The sequence below is a fragment of the Paenibacillus sp. FSL R5-0887 genome, assembly GCF_038002305.1.
In the GTDB taxonomy this organism is placed as follows: Bacteria; Bacillota; Bacilli; order Paenibacillales; family Paenibacillaceae; genus Paenibacillus_AQ; species Paenibacillus_AQ odorifer.
This window is the reverse complement of sequence record NZ_JBBOCE010000001.1, coordinates 1,272,027-1,287,481: the sequence shown is the minus strand read 5'-3', so window position 1 is coordinate 1,287,481 and position 15,455 is coordinate 1,272,027. Positions and strand designations below refer to the sequence as shown.

Below are 15,455 nucleotides of genomic sequence, written 5' to 3'. Positions count from 1 at the left end.
AGGAAATAGCAACAGCAATTGTTAATGGAGGCAGGTCGTATATGTATAGAAAATTAACAGCAGCAGAGTTGGATGTTATTTTAAGCTCGATTAATAAGGAACAGCATTTTTTATATTATTCATACCTTACTTTTCGCAGACAAAACACAGTGCATTACGGTCAGTATTCTGACCAGGGCGAGTTGCTTGGAGTATTAGCCTTTTTAAGTGGCCTTCCGTTTAATGCTTTTTCTGTATATCCAGTTCAGCAATCCTTTTGTCTCAGCTCAATGTTGGCGTTCATGAAAGATGAATTACATCTACATAACCATGCGGTAGGTAGCTTTATTATTAACGAACAAGAGCTGCAGGTCTTTGCTTCTCAGCTTGAGTTCTACAGCCCTCCCAAAAAATTGCTTCTTATGAAACATATTCATGAAGATGTTCTACCAACCGCGGACAAGCATGTTATGCACTTAGGACCTGCTCATTTCCAGCGAATTGAAGCAAAGATGAACGAGCTGCAAACCATGGCTTTTTCAAAAGAAGAATTACAGAATCCGTTCTATGGTGTGATGGCACAAGACGAGCTGATTGCTGTAGGAGGATACCATATATATAGTGAGGATTACGTTGAACTAGGAAATATCGGAACAGATGTGGCCTGGAGAAGAAATGGTTATGGTAAAAAAGTCTGTGCAGAGCTAACACGCCAAGGACATGCCATTTCAGCTAACGTATATTTGAATGTTTTTGAGGAGAATGTAGGAGCCATTTCTCTATATCAATCGCTGGGATATGAACTCATTTGCCAACAATACATCGTTGAATTTATGATTTAAATTAAAAACGTACTGCAGCTAATGCAGTACGTTTTTTCTAAATTTTAGGTGATACGCCAGTTAACCTTGTTTATTTCATTGCTTTTGCCAGCTCTGTGAAAATAACCCCCAGCGCATGAGCACCCGCATCTGGATAACCGATGCTGCGTTCCCCCACTGTGCCGGCTCTTCCCATACGGGCAACGATTTCTATAGTATTTTTAGAACCTTGGACAGCTGCTTCCGCTGCTTTATTTGCCGCCACTTTGATATCGTCGCCTTGTTCTGCACTTTGGGTCCAGGCATCTGCAAACGGTACAAGCGCATCAATCAATGTCTTGTCTCCGACGACAGCCCCTCTGCCAAAAGATCTTTCACCCGTATCTTGAATCCCTTTGACAACAGCCTGCATCATATCAGCAAACTCCTGAATGGTCAGCTCTTCCTTCTGCTGAACATTTTTGCTCGCTGCGCGGAAGCCTGATCCCCAGATCGGTCCGGATGCTCCGCCGCAATATTCCATAATGACCATGGAGCAGGCGTCAAGGAACTCACCGATATTAGTGAGATGATGAGCTAAAATATCTTCCCACTCGACTTTCAGCTGTTTAAAGCCCTTAGCTACACTCATCCCGAAATCGCCGTCTCCAGCGTGGGAGTCAAGCTCACAGAACGGAACTTCATTCTCGATAATAACCTGGCTCATTTGATCGAGCAGATAGACGATATTTTGCAAAGTAAACCGATTGTTCTTAATCACCGCTGCAGCAGCATCCGTATTATTCTTAAAGGATACATTGCTGTCTGCTTTCTCTTCTTGGATTACTTCAGTATAGTTCACAGGCTCAAAAGGGCCTTTAATCGACAAGGCTGGTGTATCACAAGGCGCAGATAACCATTTCTTCAGTGTCTCATCCAGCTTCATTATCGTCACCGATGCACCTGCCATGTCAATGCTGGTCATGTAGTTACCAACAAACACTTTAAACACTTGCTTATTCTTAGCGGTTAATTCGCGGATGACAGAATTGTTCAGCAAATATAACTCTTGCAGCGGGGTGCCGCCAAAACCATTAATTAATACGGCTACTTCCTCCTGCTTCTGATCATTCATTTGGAAGTTGTCTAGCAAAGAGGTAACCATTCGCTGTGCTAATTCATCTGCGGGTACAATTTTCTCCCTGCGTATTCCAGGTTCTCCATGGATGCCAACCCCGTATTCCATCTCGTTCTCTTCAATATGAAATGTCGGAGTACCTTTGGCAGGCACGGTACAAGAGGTATAGGCGAAGCCTATGCTGCGCACATGATCAATTGCATGTTGCGCCGCTTCTTTCACTTCCGCTAAGGACAATCCAGCTTCTGCTGCTGCTCCGGCTACCTTATGAACAAGCACTGTTCCGGCTACGCCTCTTCTCCCTACTGTATAAAGGCTGTCTTCAACGGCAATATCGTCGTCTACTTTGACATAATCCACTTCGATACCGTCTTCAGTTGCTAGATGGGCCGCATTTTTAAAGTTCATGATGTCACCGCTATAATTCTTGATAATAAGCAGCGAACCTTTGGTGCTTGCTGTGCGGCGAATCGCTTGATAAACCTGAATTTGGGATGGAGAAGCAAACACATCACCGCATACAGCTGCATCCAGCATCCCGGTTCCTACAAACCCGGCATGAGCCGGCTCATGTCCGCTTCCGCCACCACTGATCAGGGTAACTTTACTTTGATTGATCTCTTTCTTAGAAATCACTTTGAATTTAGGATCGAAATCCAGCTCGGGATGCGCCAAGACAAGCCCGTTACACATTTCCCTAACCAGAGTCTCCGGCTTGTTTATTATTTTTTTCATCTTAAAGCTCCTTACTTGATTTATATTGACGGCCTAATTGATCGGCTGCCATAATTGCTGATGCAACCGCATCCTCCGTAATTGGGAACGGCATCGAATGGATAGATTCCTCAGCAATGCAAGCTTTTTTAGCAACCTCAAGCAGTTCCTCATAGGTTACATGCTCAACACCAATATCCGCTAAGCATACTGGGAGGTCAATCGAAAGACAGAAGTCCAACACTTCTTTTAATTCAGTCCGGTCTGCATTTTCAAGAACCAATTGAGCAATCGTGCTGAAGGCAACCTTTTCACCATGATAATAATGATGAGTTCCTTCCAAAGCAGTTAACCCATTATGAATCGCATGAATCGCTGCCAAACCACCACTTTCAAACCCAAGACCCGATAAAAGAATATTCGTCTCAATTATATTCTCCAAAGCTGGGGTTACGATATTCAGATCGCAAGCTTGCTTCGCCTTGAATCCATTCTCAAGCAATGTCTCATAGCAGAGCTTCGCAAGTCCCAACGCTGTTACTGTTCCTTTAGCTTCACCGCAAACCCCTTCACGAACTCCGCAAGGTAAACCTGCATTCACATTGGAGTAAGAATTTGCAGTAGCTCTTGCTTCAAAATAGGTTGAAAGTGCATCTCCCATACCTGCCACAAGAAATCTTGTAGGTGCATTGGCAATAACTGTTGTATCAATCATGACTACACTCGGGCTTTGCTTGAAATAAGCATAATCATCGAATTCACCTTCCGGAGTATAGAGCACCGCTGAGTGGCTTGTCGGAGCATCAGTTGCTGCTATCGTTGGAACGATAATCAGCGCTTCTCCTTCAGCTACACATTTTGCCGTATCAATCGCCTTACCTCCACCCAAGCCAATCGTACATGAACATTGATGTTCTTTGGCTAGCGCTTGTAATCTGGCGACTTCTTGTCTTGAGCATTCCCCGTGGAAGCCGCTTTCAACAAGAGTTATATTAAATTTCTGTTTAGTTGACTCCAGTTTGTCTTTCACACGTGTTACATCATCTGGATGGGCAATTAACAAAGCAGAATCACCAAATGTTTTTACGAAGTAACCTAAGTTCAATAATTCATTCTCACCTTGTACATATTTCGTCGGACTGATAAATGCTCTTCTCATTTTTCGTTCCTCCTCAGTTGTTTATAGTTATCATTATAGATTGCTCTAATTTAAGAAACATGAAACAATAAAAGCTTATTAAAGCGTTTTCTTATCGTATTTTTTTGTCATAATCGTGAAAAATCGAACTTTCATGTCATTGTGTTGAATTATTCTGTATAATGTTCATTAAGATTCTATAACTTACATAGGAGAATTTTGTGATGTCAAAATCCCGGTTCAATCTAGAAGAAATTATTGATTTGAAGAAATGGGAAAAGCTCCAGGATTCCTTATCTCTTGTAACCAAAATGGCTATTCTTACTGTTGATTACAAGGGTGTTCCCGTGACCAAGCACAGCTATTGCCAGCCATTCTGTCAAGGTGTGCGCCAGGACTCCCATCTCTCTCAATATTGTCAAAAATGTGATGCCCGCGCTGGGATTGAAGCGGTTCGCCAGAACAAACCGTTTATTTATTTATGTCATTTCAATATTATAGATATCGCGATTCCGATCATTATAGATAATCAATATCTAGGTGCAATTATGGCCGGACAGCTCAAGCTTCGTGAACCTGACGTGCCACAACTGGAGCAAATTGTCTCTCGCCCTCCGAATGTGGAGACGAACATGAAATTTAAAGCACTCAAAGAGGATTACCAGGCACTGCCTGTTTTATCCTACGATGAAGTAACAAAGTGTGTTGAGCTGCTGCTGCAGTTAAGTACCTATATCGTGGAGGAAGCCATTCAAAAGCATACTACTGTGGATTTGTACAAAAAGGTTCTGACCACCAATATAGAAGAACCCGCTTCTGCTGAAGCAATGGACGAGTCAGACCGTACGTATCGAAAAATCCAATCCATACAGCAGGAGTTATCCGGGGCCTTGATCGAGACCAAATTAAAGAATGGTGTACAAAAGTTCGTCTCAGTAAATTCTGTGCTTCAGCCTGCTTTTAATTACATTTATGCTCACAAAAATGAGAATTTCAGCCTCAAAGAGATGGCTAAGCTTTGTCATATCAGCCCCAGTTATTTCAGCCGTATTTTCACTAAAGAAACTGGAGAGAATTTCTCCATCTTCATTGCCAGACTCAAGATTGAATGGGCTAAGCAACTGCTGGAATCCACGGATTCCCCGATCAATCAAGTCAGTGATGATTTGGGCTTTTGCGACACGGGCTATTTCATTAAAACCTTCAAAAAATACGAGAACCTCACCCCGGCTGTATATCGGAATATGTATATGAGGCGATCAGCAAAAGAAACCCTCCGTTAATAAAATTAACGAAGGGTTAGTTTCTCATTCCCACCAATGCTTCATTTCACTAAATCCTACATCCCATAACTTCACATTCCCTTTAAGGATAAAGGTTATTTCTTTTACGGTAACTAATGCCGTATTGTTGAGTTCAGCTTGGGAACTATATTGTTCACTGGATTGAAGGATCATGTTACCATCAGCTATAATCATTAGTTCACTGCTAGAATTTTCATTTTGCGGGAATCCAAAGCTGAAATATAACCATACCTCTTTTTTATCACCCAAAGTATAGGTGTATTTTTTAATTTCTTCACCTTCACTGCTGTACAAATTCATTTTTGGTATTATATTTTCACCTGCGATAGTGAAACTGGGAAGATTATGCGTGATAGGCATGCTTCCCGTAAGCTTTTCCAACGTTTGTAATCCCTGCACAGGTCTTTCACTTTTCTTCAGAGTTAAATCAATGATCTCAGAGATTCCCATGATTCCAACCAATAGCACAACAACAGATAATGCCGAAGTAAAAAGTGATCTCCTGGTGATTTCCGGGGAAAATCCAATCTTATATGCACAAAATCCGATCATTGCCCCTAACGTATTGGAGATGACATCGGCTACATCAAAGGAACCCAAAAAAGTTAAAGCTTGAAGACTTTCCAGCATAAAAATTGTTAAGATAAACAAACAAATAAACTTCTTAAAATGTGTACGATACAGCAAAGGGAATAATACGCCAAAAGGAATAAAAGCAGCGATGTTCCCAAAGTCATAAACCCAAGAAAAGGATAGGTCAAAGAGATCAGGAAAAAGAAGCGGAACACTTTCTGGAATCAACATAAACGTATATTCATACTGGCTTGTTGCATGCTCTACTCTATTGAAAGCAAAAAACAAAAAATATAAGATCAACAGTGTATACAAAATAGTTCCTATAATAAGAATCTTTCGTAATTTCACTCCCATAATAACTTCACAATTCCCTCCATATGTCGATGGAAATAGTATATCTCTCCAAAGTGACATTCCCGTGACACTGAAGGTGACGATTTAGTCATTCAAAGCTTATATCGACAAAAAGTCATCACCCTTAATTTAAGGTCGATGACTTTTGGTTACATAAATTATCTATTCGAGACTAGTTTCCAGTGCTGGCCAGCAGAACCTGTATTATTTGTTTGAATAATATTTGCCCCCTCTGTCGTCGAACCCTGATCTACTGCCAGAGCTTTTCCACTGTTACGATTAATAATATTGTAAAAATCACCTGAGGACTCCAAAGTCCACTGCTGGTCATTCGATCCGTTATCATTCCATTGTACACTTTGAGCACCGTTAGCTAATGAACCTCCTAAAATGCCCAGGTTTTTACGACTATTAGTATTGACCAGCTTCGTATAACCATCAGCTGTGCTGACTACAAACCAATTTTGGTCATGGGATGAAATTCCGCTGGTCCACTGAACCGCCTTCCCTCCATCCGCCATCGAACCTTGATAGATACCCAACACTTTACCACTGTTCTCATTAACTAATCGATAACTGTCCACCATAATATGTCCTTCATCTGGAACCAACTCCCACAGCTGATCAGTGCTGCCTGCATCAGTCTGCTGTATAACTTGGGTACCCTCTTCAGTAGAACCCTGCGCTATACCTAACGTCTGACCACTGTTACGGTTAACAATCTTGTAGTAGTTACCAGAGGCTTGTAAAGTCCACTGCTGGTCATCGGAATGGTTTTCAGTCCATAATACGGCTTTAGCTCCTTCTGTTGTTGATCCTTCTAATATTCCGGCGACCTTTCCACTCTTTGCATTCACAATGGATTTGTAACCGTTAGGAGCATAACCACTTTCCGCTGTGGAAATGAGCCAATATTGATCCAAAGAATTAGTCCCGCTGCTCCATTGGACGAGCGGATTGCCATTCGCAGTTCCACCTTCCAATACACCTAAAGCCTTCCCACTCTTCACATTAATTAATTTGTAGTAACCTACGGACATATCACCATATTTCACCGTGTTTTTCCCACTAAAAAATCCGGCTTGAGGGATAAATAAGCGGCCATTGCTAAGCGGCAGTAGTTGGCGGTTATACCCTGCATCTACGGGCGGATTATATGGAACCCAGCTTCCGGATGCATCCAATCTAGAAGAGTTGATCAGCACTTCTTTTTTTCCTGCAACGTTTAATACGAGTCTCCCATCTCCCAAAGCAGAAATATAGGGACTTCCTCCGTACCCTACAAGAGATCCTACTTCAGTTGGATTCCAGCTCTCAGGATCTGCTGAAATTTTCAAATAATTGGGCACGCCCGGGTATCCGACCATCTCATAGGTCATTGCGTAATTACCATTGCCCAGCTTAGCGATTGTAGGCATTCCTGGACGTAATTTACTGTCTGCAAATGCCACATCAACTACCACAGGTCCCCAGTTCGTACCCTCCAACGTAGTCTGATGAACTAACTTCTGGGCATGGGCAGGATCACGTTCATCTGAATAATAAACAATGAGTTTGTTGTTGTGAACCAAAAAGAAAGGCTCCCAAATGGGATCATAACCAATATCGTTTCGTCCACCTTCAGCAATAGTGCTTACATATGTCCATGTTCTACCTAAATCATTGCTTTTATATAATTCCAACTTGGTAGCTGCTTTGTTGCTTGGCACAGAATTTCCTGCAAGAAGCATAGTACCTGCAGGCATGTTACCTATAGATTGGGGGAGTTCAAACAATTCAGGGCAATTTAACATTCCCCAACCGTTTTGAGTATCCTCCACTTCTCCAACCTGATTCCAAGTGACACCATTGTCAACGCTTTCATAAATAGGGAAAACAGGGGTGGTATTAGAGGTTTGTTCAAATGTAGCATACATTTTATTATTGTTGATGCCACTATATTTAAGCTGGATTGCCCTAGGTGATAAAGCCCCATAGGATGGTGAATCTGCTGGTGGTACATATAAGACATTAGGACCGAAAGCGTTTACAATATTGCCGTCAAAGCTAATCCCTGTGCCAACCACTGTCACTAAAACCAACAAAAAAGACAAAAACTTCCTCAGTTCTCTTCTCAAAAGTAATTTCTCCTTTACTCTGGTTTTTTTAAACGAATACAGCTTCAATATAATTAATAAACGGATAAATGAGAATGTAATATCTCGACCGGATCATGCAATATGATTACACAAATAGACTCTCATCTTCGATTTCAAGTTTTGAAATTAGAAGAGGCAGATGAACAACCTTTGATAATCAAAAGTTGTTCATCTGCCTCTTAACTTGTTAGGAATCTACTTTTTCTTCTTGATGTGATTTCTTTTCATTGTGATAAAGGACGAATTCGTATTTATTCCCCGTTAGTTGATCATTATAAAATACAATTTTACGGTTCAGTATATCCAAGTTTTGTTGCAATGCCTTAATTTCTTGTTCCACTTGTTGCTTACGCTGTTCAAGTAAATTTTTCCGTTCAGGAATTGTCTCGTCCCCCATAGCCCGCCACTCGGTATATTGCTTCAATTCTGCCATCGTCATTCCTGAATCTTTTAAATGAAGCAAAAATTGAACCCAACCTATATCCTGATCTGTATATTCACGTAAATTATTGTCACTTCGATGTGGAGTAAGTAAGCCTTCCAATTCATAATATCTGAGCGTGCTCTTGTTAACACCGACGATTTCTGCAAATTCTCCAATGGAATAAGGCATGATCCCCACCTCCATTTCTAATTTTGTTTCTATTCAAAGGATATACTTAAATTAATAAAAAACCAAATGTCGGAGTATCAATCCATTTTTATGGCTTGCCTTAAAGTGTACTTTAAGGTCTATACTTCATTTTAAAGCAGTTAATCATCGATGAAAGGGATGTTCTTATATGGCTGAAAAACAAACAGCAGGACGAGACTTGTTAGGAGAATTCGCTCCGAAATTTGCTGAACTGAACGATGATATCTTATTCGGTGAAGTGTGGTCAAGAGAGGAAGAATTATCTGCACGTGACCGCAGCATGATTACAGTTTCAGCATTAATATCAGGAGGAAACTTTGAACAATTAACTCCACATCTGCATAAAGCAAAGGCAAACGGAATCACAAAAGATGAAGTAGCGGAAATCATCACGCACCTTTCGTTTTATGTAGGGTGGCCTAAAGCATGGTCGGCATTTAATATTGCCAAAGAAATTTATAAAAATTAAACGAAAGAGGTTTTTTTTATTATGGCTAATGAGCAACTAAGCAACAGTACTATCTTTCCACTCGGACAAAAGGTTGAAGCTAATTTTATAGGTGATGCATACTTGCAGATGATTTATACTGATGCGACACCTTTGAATGCGCCTATTGGGAACGTAACCTTTGCCCCGGGAGCTCGCAATAACTGGCACTTCCATAAAATCGGACAAGTATTATTAGTTACCGGTGGTGAGGGTTGGTATCAAGAAAAAGGCAAACCCGCTCAATTCCTCCAAAGCGGGGATGTTGTGAATATTCCAGCGAACGTAAAACATTGGCATGGTGCTACAAAAGACAGTTGGTTTGTCCACTTAGCCATTTCACCCGGAGAAACAGAATGGTTAGAACCTGTTGATGATGAGCTTTATAATCAATTATAAAAAAACGCATCGAGTCTATAGACTCGATGCGTTTCTTTTCTATATCGTCTTTTTGAGAAAACTAAACTTTATTGCTCAAGAAATTGGTAAACTGCCATCATCTCTTGTTTATTCAACTCACGAATACGATTGAAAATTGGAATATCAGCAACAGCTTCAATATTTAAGCTTTCAGAAATAACGTCACTTACTTTACCCGTTAGCCAAGTTTGAACATCTATACCTTCAACGACTTCCTTACGCCCTTCATCATTGATTCCACTGGCATAACAACTCACACAGGGAATCGTTAATTTATATACGCCATCATGAAGTCCATCTTCCGAAATAACTTTTTTCCCTTTACAGAATGGACAGGGATGGCTTGCTTTAACCTTATTAATTAAGGTGACGATTTTTTTGTAACCAAACGCTTCATAGACATAAGTCAGCTTTTTATATTTTCCATTAGTGAAATACTTATCTATGATATTTTCTCTTGTTTCGTGGATATTGGCAAAATCACAGATCGTAATCCGGTTTTTCCTGCTGATGGTTTCGATACTGCCGCTAATGCTGTCCCAGAATGGCATGGCATTTTGTAACACCATTTCATATTGCGCAAAACTTCCTAACTCTAGTTCAAGCATTTTTAGAGCGACTTGTGTTTCCCTAGGTAATAGAGAGACCTCTTCTGTCAAAACCATATCGCCGCCCACGATGGCTTTCATTTTTTCTAGTACCTGTAATTCGCCAACAGTGCTAATAACTTGATCAAGGGGCATCCCGATAATCTCACGAATATCAGTGTCGCCGTATTTAAGCTTTTTATGATGATTTAATACCGTTCCTTGACAAATTGGACAGGTAATCATTTTTTTGGATGCTTTAATATGCTCTTTAATAATCGATTTCGAGATAACCATATAGTTCCCGATAATGGTATTAAAGCCATCCCAAGTTCTCGAGGCTTTAGCTGCTTTATCATAGAAGGACTTTTCCCAATACCCGTATAAAAAGGTGTGTTTTTCAGCTTCTGTCATCTCATTATAACTTTTGCTAATATCCTGTCCGAGCTCATTCTTTAACTCATCAAAGATGAATTTTATTTTTGGTAATTGATAGAATTTCAGAATCTCCATCGCATCTGGATGTAATGAACCGTCCCAAAAGGGTACGTTCTTGTCCTGAAGAACAATATCAAAGTCAAATTCTTCAATCACACGGCGGCCCTTACAGCTTGGACAATGATTGTCTGATTGATAGAAATCAAAGCTTTTTGTATCTTTATTAGTGGGATGCGCTGCCACAATATGGTTGATCAAGCCACCCATTTCATAAAGGAAAGTAAACTGACTATACAAGTGTCGTTCCAGATCAATGGCGATGACAGGCGCAATCGTATCCGATTCATATTCACCATAAATCAGGCGGGCCATGGAGGATAAGCTTTTTAAGATGCCACCTTTATAGATGTTCTCTGCATTTTTAAAATAGGGGATCTGACCTTCTTTTAAATAGTCAATTCCATTTTGTAGCTGGAGTGTTGAAGAAATGTGCGCAGGTGCCACACTATCAGCAGGATTTTGTTGACGATAATAATCATCATGACTGAGAACATCAAGATGCTCCACAGGTGCAAGCTGTCTTTTGCCAAAATCAACGATAAAATCAGAGTTCTCTAACATATAGGAATTATGTTCAATCATGATTATGGAGACATATTCATCCTGCAGAATGTCCCTAATGCTGTCAATGAATTGATTTAAAATATTTTGTGATAAACCTTTGGAAGGCTCGTCAAAAATAAAAAGTGTATGTGGATTTCTTGAGCCCGCAAACAGCTCAGAAACTAAATGGACACATTGAAATTCACCCGTGGATAAGGACTGTGTTTTTCGCTCCAACGTCAAATAACCAAGTCCAAGCTTGATCAATAAGCTTAGTCTTTTATGAGCAATGTCCTCATTTGGCAGTTCAACAATAATATCTTCAATCGAGCGCTCAAAAATATCATCAATATCCTCACTGTACTTTGTGAGTTTCCTTTTAATATCAAGAAAAGTGGCAACGGTCGAGCGACTGGTAATCGACTGATTTCGATCTTGCCCTACGATCACCAGCTTATCTTTGGAATAACGCTTTAGAAAATCTTTGACCATACATTCATTAACCAGTGTAGATTTACCACATCCGGACTCACCTGTAAAAGTTACCAGTCTATTTTGAGGAATCTGAATTTCGGCCATTTGAATATTACGACAATAAAGATCATGAAATTGATAATATTCTGCAGGTGCTGCCTGATTTAGTTCTCTATTGATGGGCTCAGGACGTGGTGATTCCTCAACTATTTTCCCGCCGTATTTGCCACTGCCAGGTCCAAAGAACAAGTGTTTATCCGCTGTGTCCAGCACCGTGTCAGAATGGTCAATGAGCCAAATTTGATTTTTATATCCCAATTGTTTAATCTCCGCTAAAATCTTCAATAGCGTTTGGTGATCGAGACCCACGGAGATTTCATCAATGATAATCACGGTATTTTCACTTGTTGCCATGAATTCTGCCAGGTAAAGTCGTGTTAATTCTCCGCCTGATAATGTACCCATAATACGATTTAATGTTAAATAACCAATATTCATATTGATTATATTTTTCAGAATTTGTTGTTTACCTTCACTTATTTTTAGAATATCTGCCTGTGATAAAATGGTCTCTATACTTAAGTCGTTTAGATCAGAAATACTCTTTGCTTGATCCAATAATTCAATTTTATATTGTTCAGCTGCTTGATTATAGCGTTTCCCCTGACACTTTTTACACTCGACATTTTTTGTAGTTCCACGCCCCTTACAATCAGGACACCAACCCAACTCATTATTAAATGAAAAAACCTCTGGAGAGAGATTATATTGTTCAGCAAGAGTGACACGGATTTCAGTAAACACACCTGTATGTGTGCCAATGGTTGACCGAGGATTTGAAGATATGGATGATCTACCAAGAAAAAGAACAAGTGGCATTGCTTCCATTTTGATCGCACTGAAATTAGTCTCCATAATATTGGGGAATAAATACTGGTATTCAGCTTTTGGCAGTAAGGAAACGAGACGTTTTTTTGATTCTTCCCCAATCGTTTGACAAAAAGTTGTTTTACCAGATCCAGACAAACCAGCAATTCCTAACGACTCATCAACTGGCAGTACCGTTTCTAATCTGTTAATATTGTTCGCAATTAATTGATTTATTTTCATAGTAAGCTCATCTCATCTCCATTCTCTTCATCTAGTATTGCCATGATTTATTCCATTAAAAAGGGCACTTTCCTTATTCCAGAAAAGCGCCCTATTCTTGAAATTACAATTCTGCTAATGCCTTTTCGAGCTGACCACCCATATTTGTCCAAGCATATTTAGCACCTTCGATAGCTCCTTGGCGGGCTTTCGTCTCCTCACTAAATCCTGATTGATCTAGATGGAGGTTAACCTTCCCCTCTGAATCTTGACTCACAGTCCAAGTAACAGTAGTACTTTCTCCCGCACTATTCCAAGTATAAGATAACGTATGCGGCTCATCCACGACGAGTACTTCGCTATCTACAATTCCATCCCACCATTCATTTGGCTCAGCACGGAATTGAAATTTATGACCAACGACGGGTTTAAAATCATTACTCCAGATCCATTTCGCAAGCGTATCCGAATCCGTTAAAGCATTCCATACCTTCTCGATCGAACTTGTAAATTGAAAATCTAATGATACATCTGGTTTCATAGTTATTCCTCCAATATAAGTTTTAATTTATCAATTCTTTGTTTCCAGAATCCTTCATAAAAAGATACCCAATCTTGAATTTCTTTCAAAGGATTGGCATTCAACCGATACCTCGTCTCTCTGCCAACCTTCCGAGCAATTACGAGACCAGCATCTTTAAGTATATTTAAATGCTTCGAAACGGCTGTACGACCCATTTCAAAATGAATCGTTATCTCATACAGAGGTAATTCATCAACATCAGCCAGAATTTGAAGAAGTTTTCGTCTTGTTGGATCCGCAACAGCGTCATAAACATCCCTCACTTGACTATTGTCGCTCACAACCACCCCCACCTTTTCCGTAATATTTCCTGTAATGTCACCTAGTATCCATCATTATTACCTAATAGGACACCATTTGGTGTCTAATTGATTATAAGACACCAAATGGTCACATGTCAACAATTCAGTAAAAAAAGCATTACCAAAAGCAAGTCCAGCTTAGGACTGCTTTTGATAATGCCTCCAGATAAATCATTTCGTTGTACGCTTTAATAATTAATCTAATTGTTCTCCATTAGTAGCGATAACATTTTTGTACCAATAAAATGATTTTTTCTTTATACGACGTTTTGTACCTCTGCCCATATCATCTTGGTCCACATAAATGTAACCATAACGTTTGGACATTTGATTTGTTCCTGCACTCACCATATCTATGCAACCCCAGCTTGTGTAGCCCATTACATCTACACCATCTGCAATGGCTTCTTTTATTTGCTTAATATGTTCTTTTAAATAATCAATTCGGTAATCATCCTCTATAACATCGCCTTCTTGTAATACGTCTAAGGCACCTAGGCCATTCTCTGCAACAAGTACCGGCTTTTGATAGAGGTCATACAATTGGTTTATTGCAGTTCGTAAACCCTTAGGATCAATCTGCCAACCCCAATCACTCGATGGTAAATAAGGATTTTTCACTCCGCCTGTAAGCAAATTCCCTTCAGCGCCTTCTATCTTTTCTGGATGTGCACTGACTGCACCAGACATATAGTAGCTAAAGGATACATAATCCACTGGATAGTCTTTCATGATTTGTTCATCCTCGGGCTCTGTTTTCAGAACTATATTTTTTTCTGCAAACATTCGAGCGGTGTAAGCCGGATAGTAACCTCTCGCTTGAACATCAGTAAAGAATAAAGAGGTACGTTGTTTATCAACTGTGGCTTGAACGTCGTCAGGATCACAGCTATAAGGAACAAGAAGTTGATAACTAACCATACATCCAACCATTGCTTGAGGATTACTTTCTTTACACGCTTTGGTTGCAAGTGCACTTGCGACAAATTGATGATGCGCTCCTTGAAACATTGCTTGTTCAATATTCGGGTGATTTTCTTCGATAACCCCTAAACTTACATATTGGTGGTGTACTACACAGTTAATTTCATTAAAAGTCATCCAATATTTCACTTTATGCTTGTATCTTTCAGCTACAGTGGTTGCATAGCGAACAAAGAAATCTATAACTTTCCGGTTCACCCAACCTCCATACTTAGTTGTTAGATGAAGTGGCATTTCATAATGGGATAAAGTAACAATAGGCTCAATTCCATATTTGTTCAATTCATCAAACACACGATCATAAAATGCAAGACCTTCTTCATTAGGGATTAATTCATCCCCATTTGGAAAAATACGAGTCCAAGCAATGGACATACGGAAGGCTTTAAAACCCATTTCGGCCAATAAAGCAATATCTTCTTTATAGTGGTGATAAAAATCCACCCCATGTCTTTTGGGATAATACTTTTCACTTGCGGGATCTTGTGCTTCTTCTATTTGTTTATGAGTCATGAGGTGCCACTGGTCAGACCAGTTTTTTTTAGGGGTGTTTTCGTCAAAAATATATACATCTGCTAGAGAAAGCCCTTTACCGCCAACATTACTTGCTCCTTCTAGTTGATTGGCAGCTGCTGCTCCTCCCCATAAAAAGTTTTCTGGAAATGTCGTTTTCAATTCAAACATGTGTAAACCCTCCTTGTTGTTAAATAAAA

Annotated in this window: 13 protein-coding genes; 4 read left to right on the top strand and 9 right to left on the bottom strand. The window is 39.9% G+C overall.

The features are described 5' to 3' along the window. Positions 1-41: 41 nt before the first annotated feature. On the top strand, positions 42-821 hold the full coding sequence (locus tag MKY14_RS05910; protein ID WP_076125864.1) for a GNAT family N-acetyltransferase: 780 nt from the start codon (positions 42-44) through the stop codon (positions 819-821). Between the two features lie 70 nt (positions 822-891). On the opposite strand, the gene dhaK is transcribed toward MKY14_RS05910, so the two are convergent. Together dhaK and MKY14_RS05900 are read right to left on the bottom strand one after the other, a co-directional pair. Next, complete coding sequence (gene dhaK / locus MKY14_RS05905) at positions 892-2,652, bottom strand: dihydroxyacetone kinase subunit DhaK (protein WP_076278470.1); 1,761 nt, start codon at positions 2,650-2,652, stop codon at positions 892-894. Position 2,653: 1 nt separating this feature from the next. Next, the gene (locus MKY14_RS05900) at positions 2,654-3,790 is read right to left on the bottom strand and encodes a glycerol dehydrogenase (RefSeq protein ID WP_340975982.1); all 1,137 of its coding nucleotides are present in this window, start codon (positions 3,788-3,790) and stop codon (positions 2,654-2,656) included. A gap of 203 nt (positions 3,791-3,993) precedes the next feature. On the opposite strand from MKY14_RS05900, the gene MKY14_RS05895 reads away from it, so the two are divergent. Further along, entirely contained in the window at positions 3,994-5,052 is a 1,059-nt protein-coding gene (locus tag MKY14_RS05895; RefSeq protein ID WP_076217596.1) for a PocR ligand-binding domain-containing protein, read from the top strand. 24 nt (positions 5,053-5,076) lie between these two features. Here the strand turns inward: MKY14_RS05895 and MKY14_RS05890 are convergent, their stop codons facing one another. The 3 genes from MKY14_RS05890 to MKY14_RS05880 form a co-directional block, all read right to left on the bottom strand. Next, positions 5,077-6,003 carry a VanZ family protein gene (locus tag MKY14_RS05890; RefSeq protein ID WP_076280638.1) on the bottom strand — a complete coding sequence of 309 codons (927 nt, stop codon included), beginning with the start codon at positions 6,001-6,003 and terminating at the stop codon, positions 5,077-5,079. Positions 6,004-6,161: 158 nt separating this feature from the next. Beyond that, positions 6,162-8,120, bottom strand: coding sequence for an RICIN domain-containing protein (locus MKY14_RS05885; RefSeq protein WP_076190370.1), 1,959 nt, complete (start codon positions 8,118-8,120; stop codon positions 6,162-6,164). A 208-nt stretch (positions 8,121-8,328) separates the two neighbouring features. Next, positions 8,329-8,754, bottom strand: coding sequence for a MerR family transcriptional regulator (locus MKY14_RS05880; protein WP_076190371.1), 426 nt, complete (start codon positions 8,752-8,754; stop codon positions 8,329-8,331). Positions 8,755-8,923: 169 nt separating this feature from the next. Here MKY14_RS05880 and MKY14_RS05875 point away from each other — a divergent pair, with 169 nt between their 5' ends. Both MKY14_RS05875 and MKY14_RS05870 read left to right on the top strand, forming a co-directional pair. Next, positions 8,924-9,244, top strand: coding sequence for a carboxymuconolactone decarboxylase family protein (locus MKY14_RS05875; protein ID WP_076190372.1), 321 nt, complete (start codon positions 8,924-8,926; stop codon positions 9,242-9,244). A gap of 21 nt (positions 9,245-9,265) precedes the next feature. Continuing rightward, on the top strand, positions 9,266-9,661 hold the full coding sequence (locus MKY14_RS05870) for a cupin domain-containing protein (protein WP_076184592.1): 396 nt from the start codon (positions 9,266-9,268) through the stop codon (positions 9,659-9,661). 68 nt (positions 9,662-9,729) lie between these two features. On the opposite strand, the gene MKY14_RS05865 is transcribed toward MKY14_RS05870, so the two are convergent. The 4 genes from MKY14_RS05865 to MKY14_RS05850 all read right to left on the bottom strand — a co-directional run bounded on the left by MKY14_RS05865 (position 9,730) and on the right by MKY14_RS05850 (position 15,426). After that, positions 9,730-12,894, bottom strand: a complete 3,165-nt coding sequence (locus MKY14_RS05865) for an ATP-binding cassette domain-containing protein (protein WP_076190373.1) — start codon at positions 12,892-12,894, stop codon at positions 9,730-9,732. A 103-nt stretch (positions 12,895-12,997) separates the two neighbouring features. Next, positions 12,998-13,414, bottom strand: coding sequence for an SRPBCC family protein (locus MKY14_RS05860; protein WP_076184590.1), 417 nt, complete (start codon positions 13,412-13,414; stop codon positions 12,998-13,000). A gap of 2 nt (positions 13,415-13,416) precedes the next feature. After that, complete coding sequence (locus tag MKY14_RS05855; protein ID WP_038571021.1) at positions 13,417-13,737, bottom strand: ArsR/SmtB family transcription factor; 321 nt, start codon at positions 13,735-13,737, stop codon at positions 13,417-13,419. A gap of 216 nt (positions 13,738-13,953) precedes the next feature. Continuing rightward, positions 13,954-15,426, bottom strand: coding sequence for a glycoside hydrolase family 1 protein (locus MKY14_RS05850; RefSeq protein ID WP_076278465.1), 1,473 nt, complete (start codon positions 15,424-15,426; stop codon positions 13,954-13,956). Positions 15,427-15,455: the final 29 nt, after the last annotated feature.

What these genes read in the sequence shown, in the direction of transcription:
- MKY14_RS05910 (WP_076125864.1), top strand. Translation starts at nt 42, where the DNA reads ATGTATAGAAAATTAACAGCAGCAGAGTTGGATGTTATTTTAAGCTCG.
- dhaK (WP_076278470.1), bottom strand. Translation starts at nt 2,652, where the DNA reads ATGAAAAAAATAATAAACAAGCCGGAGACTCTGGTTAGGGAAATGTGT.
- MKY14_RS05900 (WP_340975982.1), bottom strand. Translation starts at nt 3,790, where the DNA reads ATGAGAAGAGCATTTATCAGTCCGACGAAATATGTACAAGGTGAGAAT.
- MKY14_RS05895 (WP_076217596.1), top strand. Translation starts at nt 3,994, where the DNA reads ATGTCAAAATCCCGGTTCAATCTAGAAGAAATTATTGATTTGAAGAAA.
- MKY14_RS05890 (WP_076280638.1), bottom strand. Translation starts at nt 6,003, where the DNA reads ATGGGAGTGAAATTACGAAAGATTCTTATTATAGGAACTATTTTGTAT.
- MKY14_RS05880 (WP_076190371.1), bottom strand. Translation starts at nt 8,754, where the DNA reads ATGCCTTATTCCATTGGAGAATTTGCAGAAATCGTCGGTGTTAACAAG.
- MKY14_RS05875 (WP_076190372.1), top strand. Translation starts at nt 8,924, where the DNA reads ATGGCTGAAAAACAAACAGCAGGACGAGACTTGTTAGGAGAATTCGCT.
- MKY14_RS05870 (WP_076184592.1), top strand. Translation starts at nt 9,266, where the DNA reads ATGGCTAATGAGCAACTAAGCAACAGTACTATCTTTCCACTCGGACAA.
- MKY14_RS05865 (WP_076190373.1), bottom strand. Translation starts at nt 12,894, where the DNA reads ATGAAAATAAATCAATTAATTGCGAACAATATTAACAGATTAGAAACG.
- MKY14_RS05860 (WP_076184590.1), bottom strand. Translation starts at nt 13,414, where the DNA reads ATGAAACCAGATGTATCATTAGATTTTCAATTTACAAGTTCGATCGAG.
- MKY14_RS05850 (WP_076278465.1), bottom strand. Translation starts at nt 15,426, where the DNA reads ATGTTTGAATTGAAAACGACATTTCCAGAAAACTTTTTATGGGGAGGA.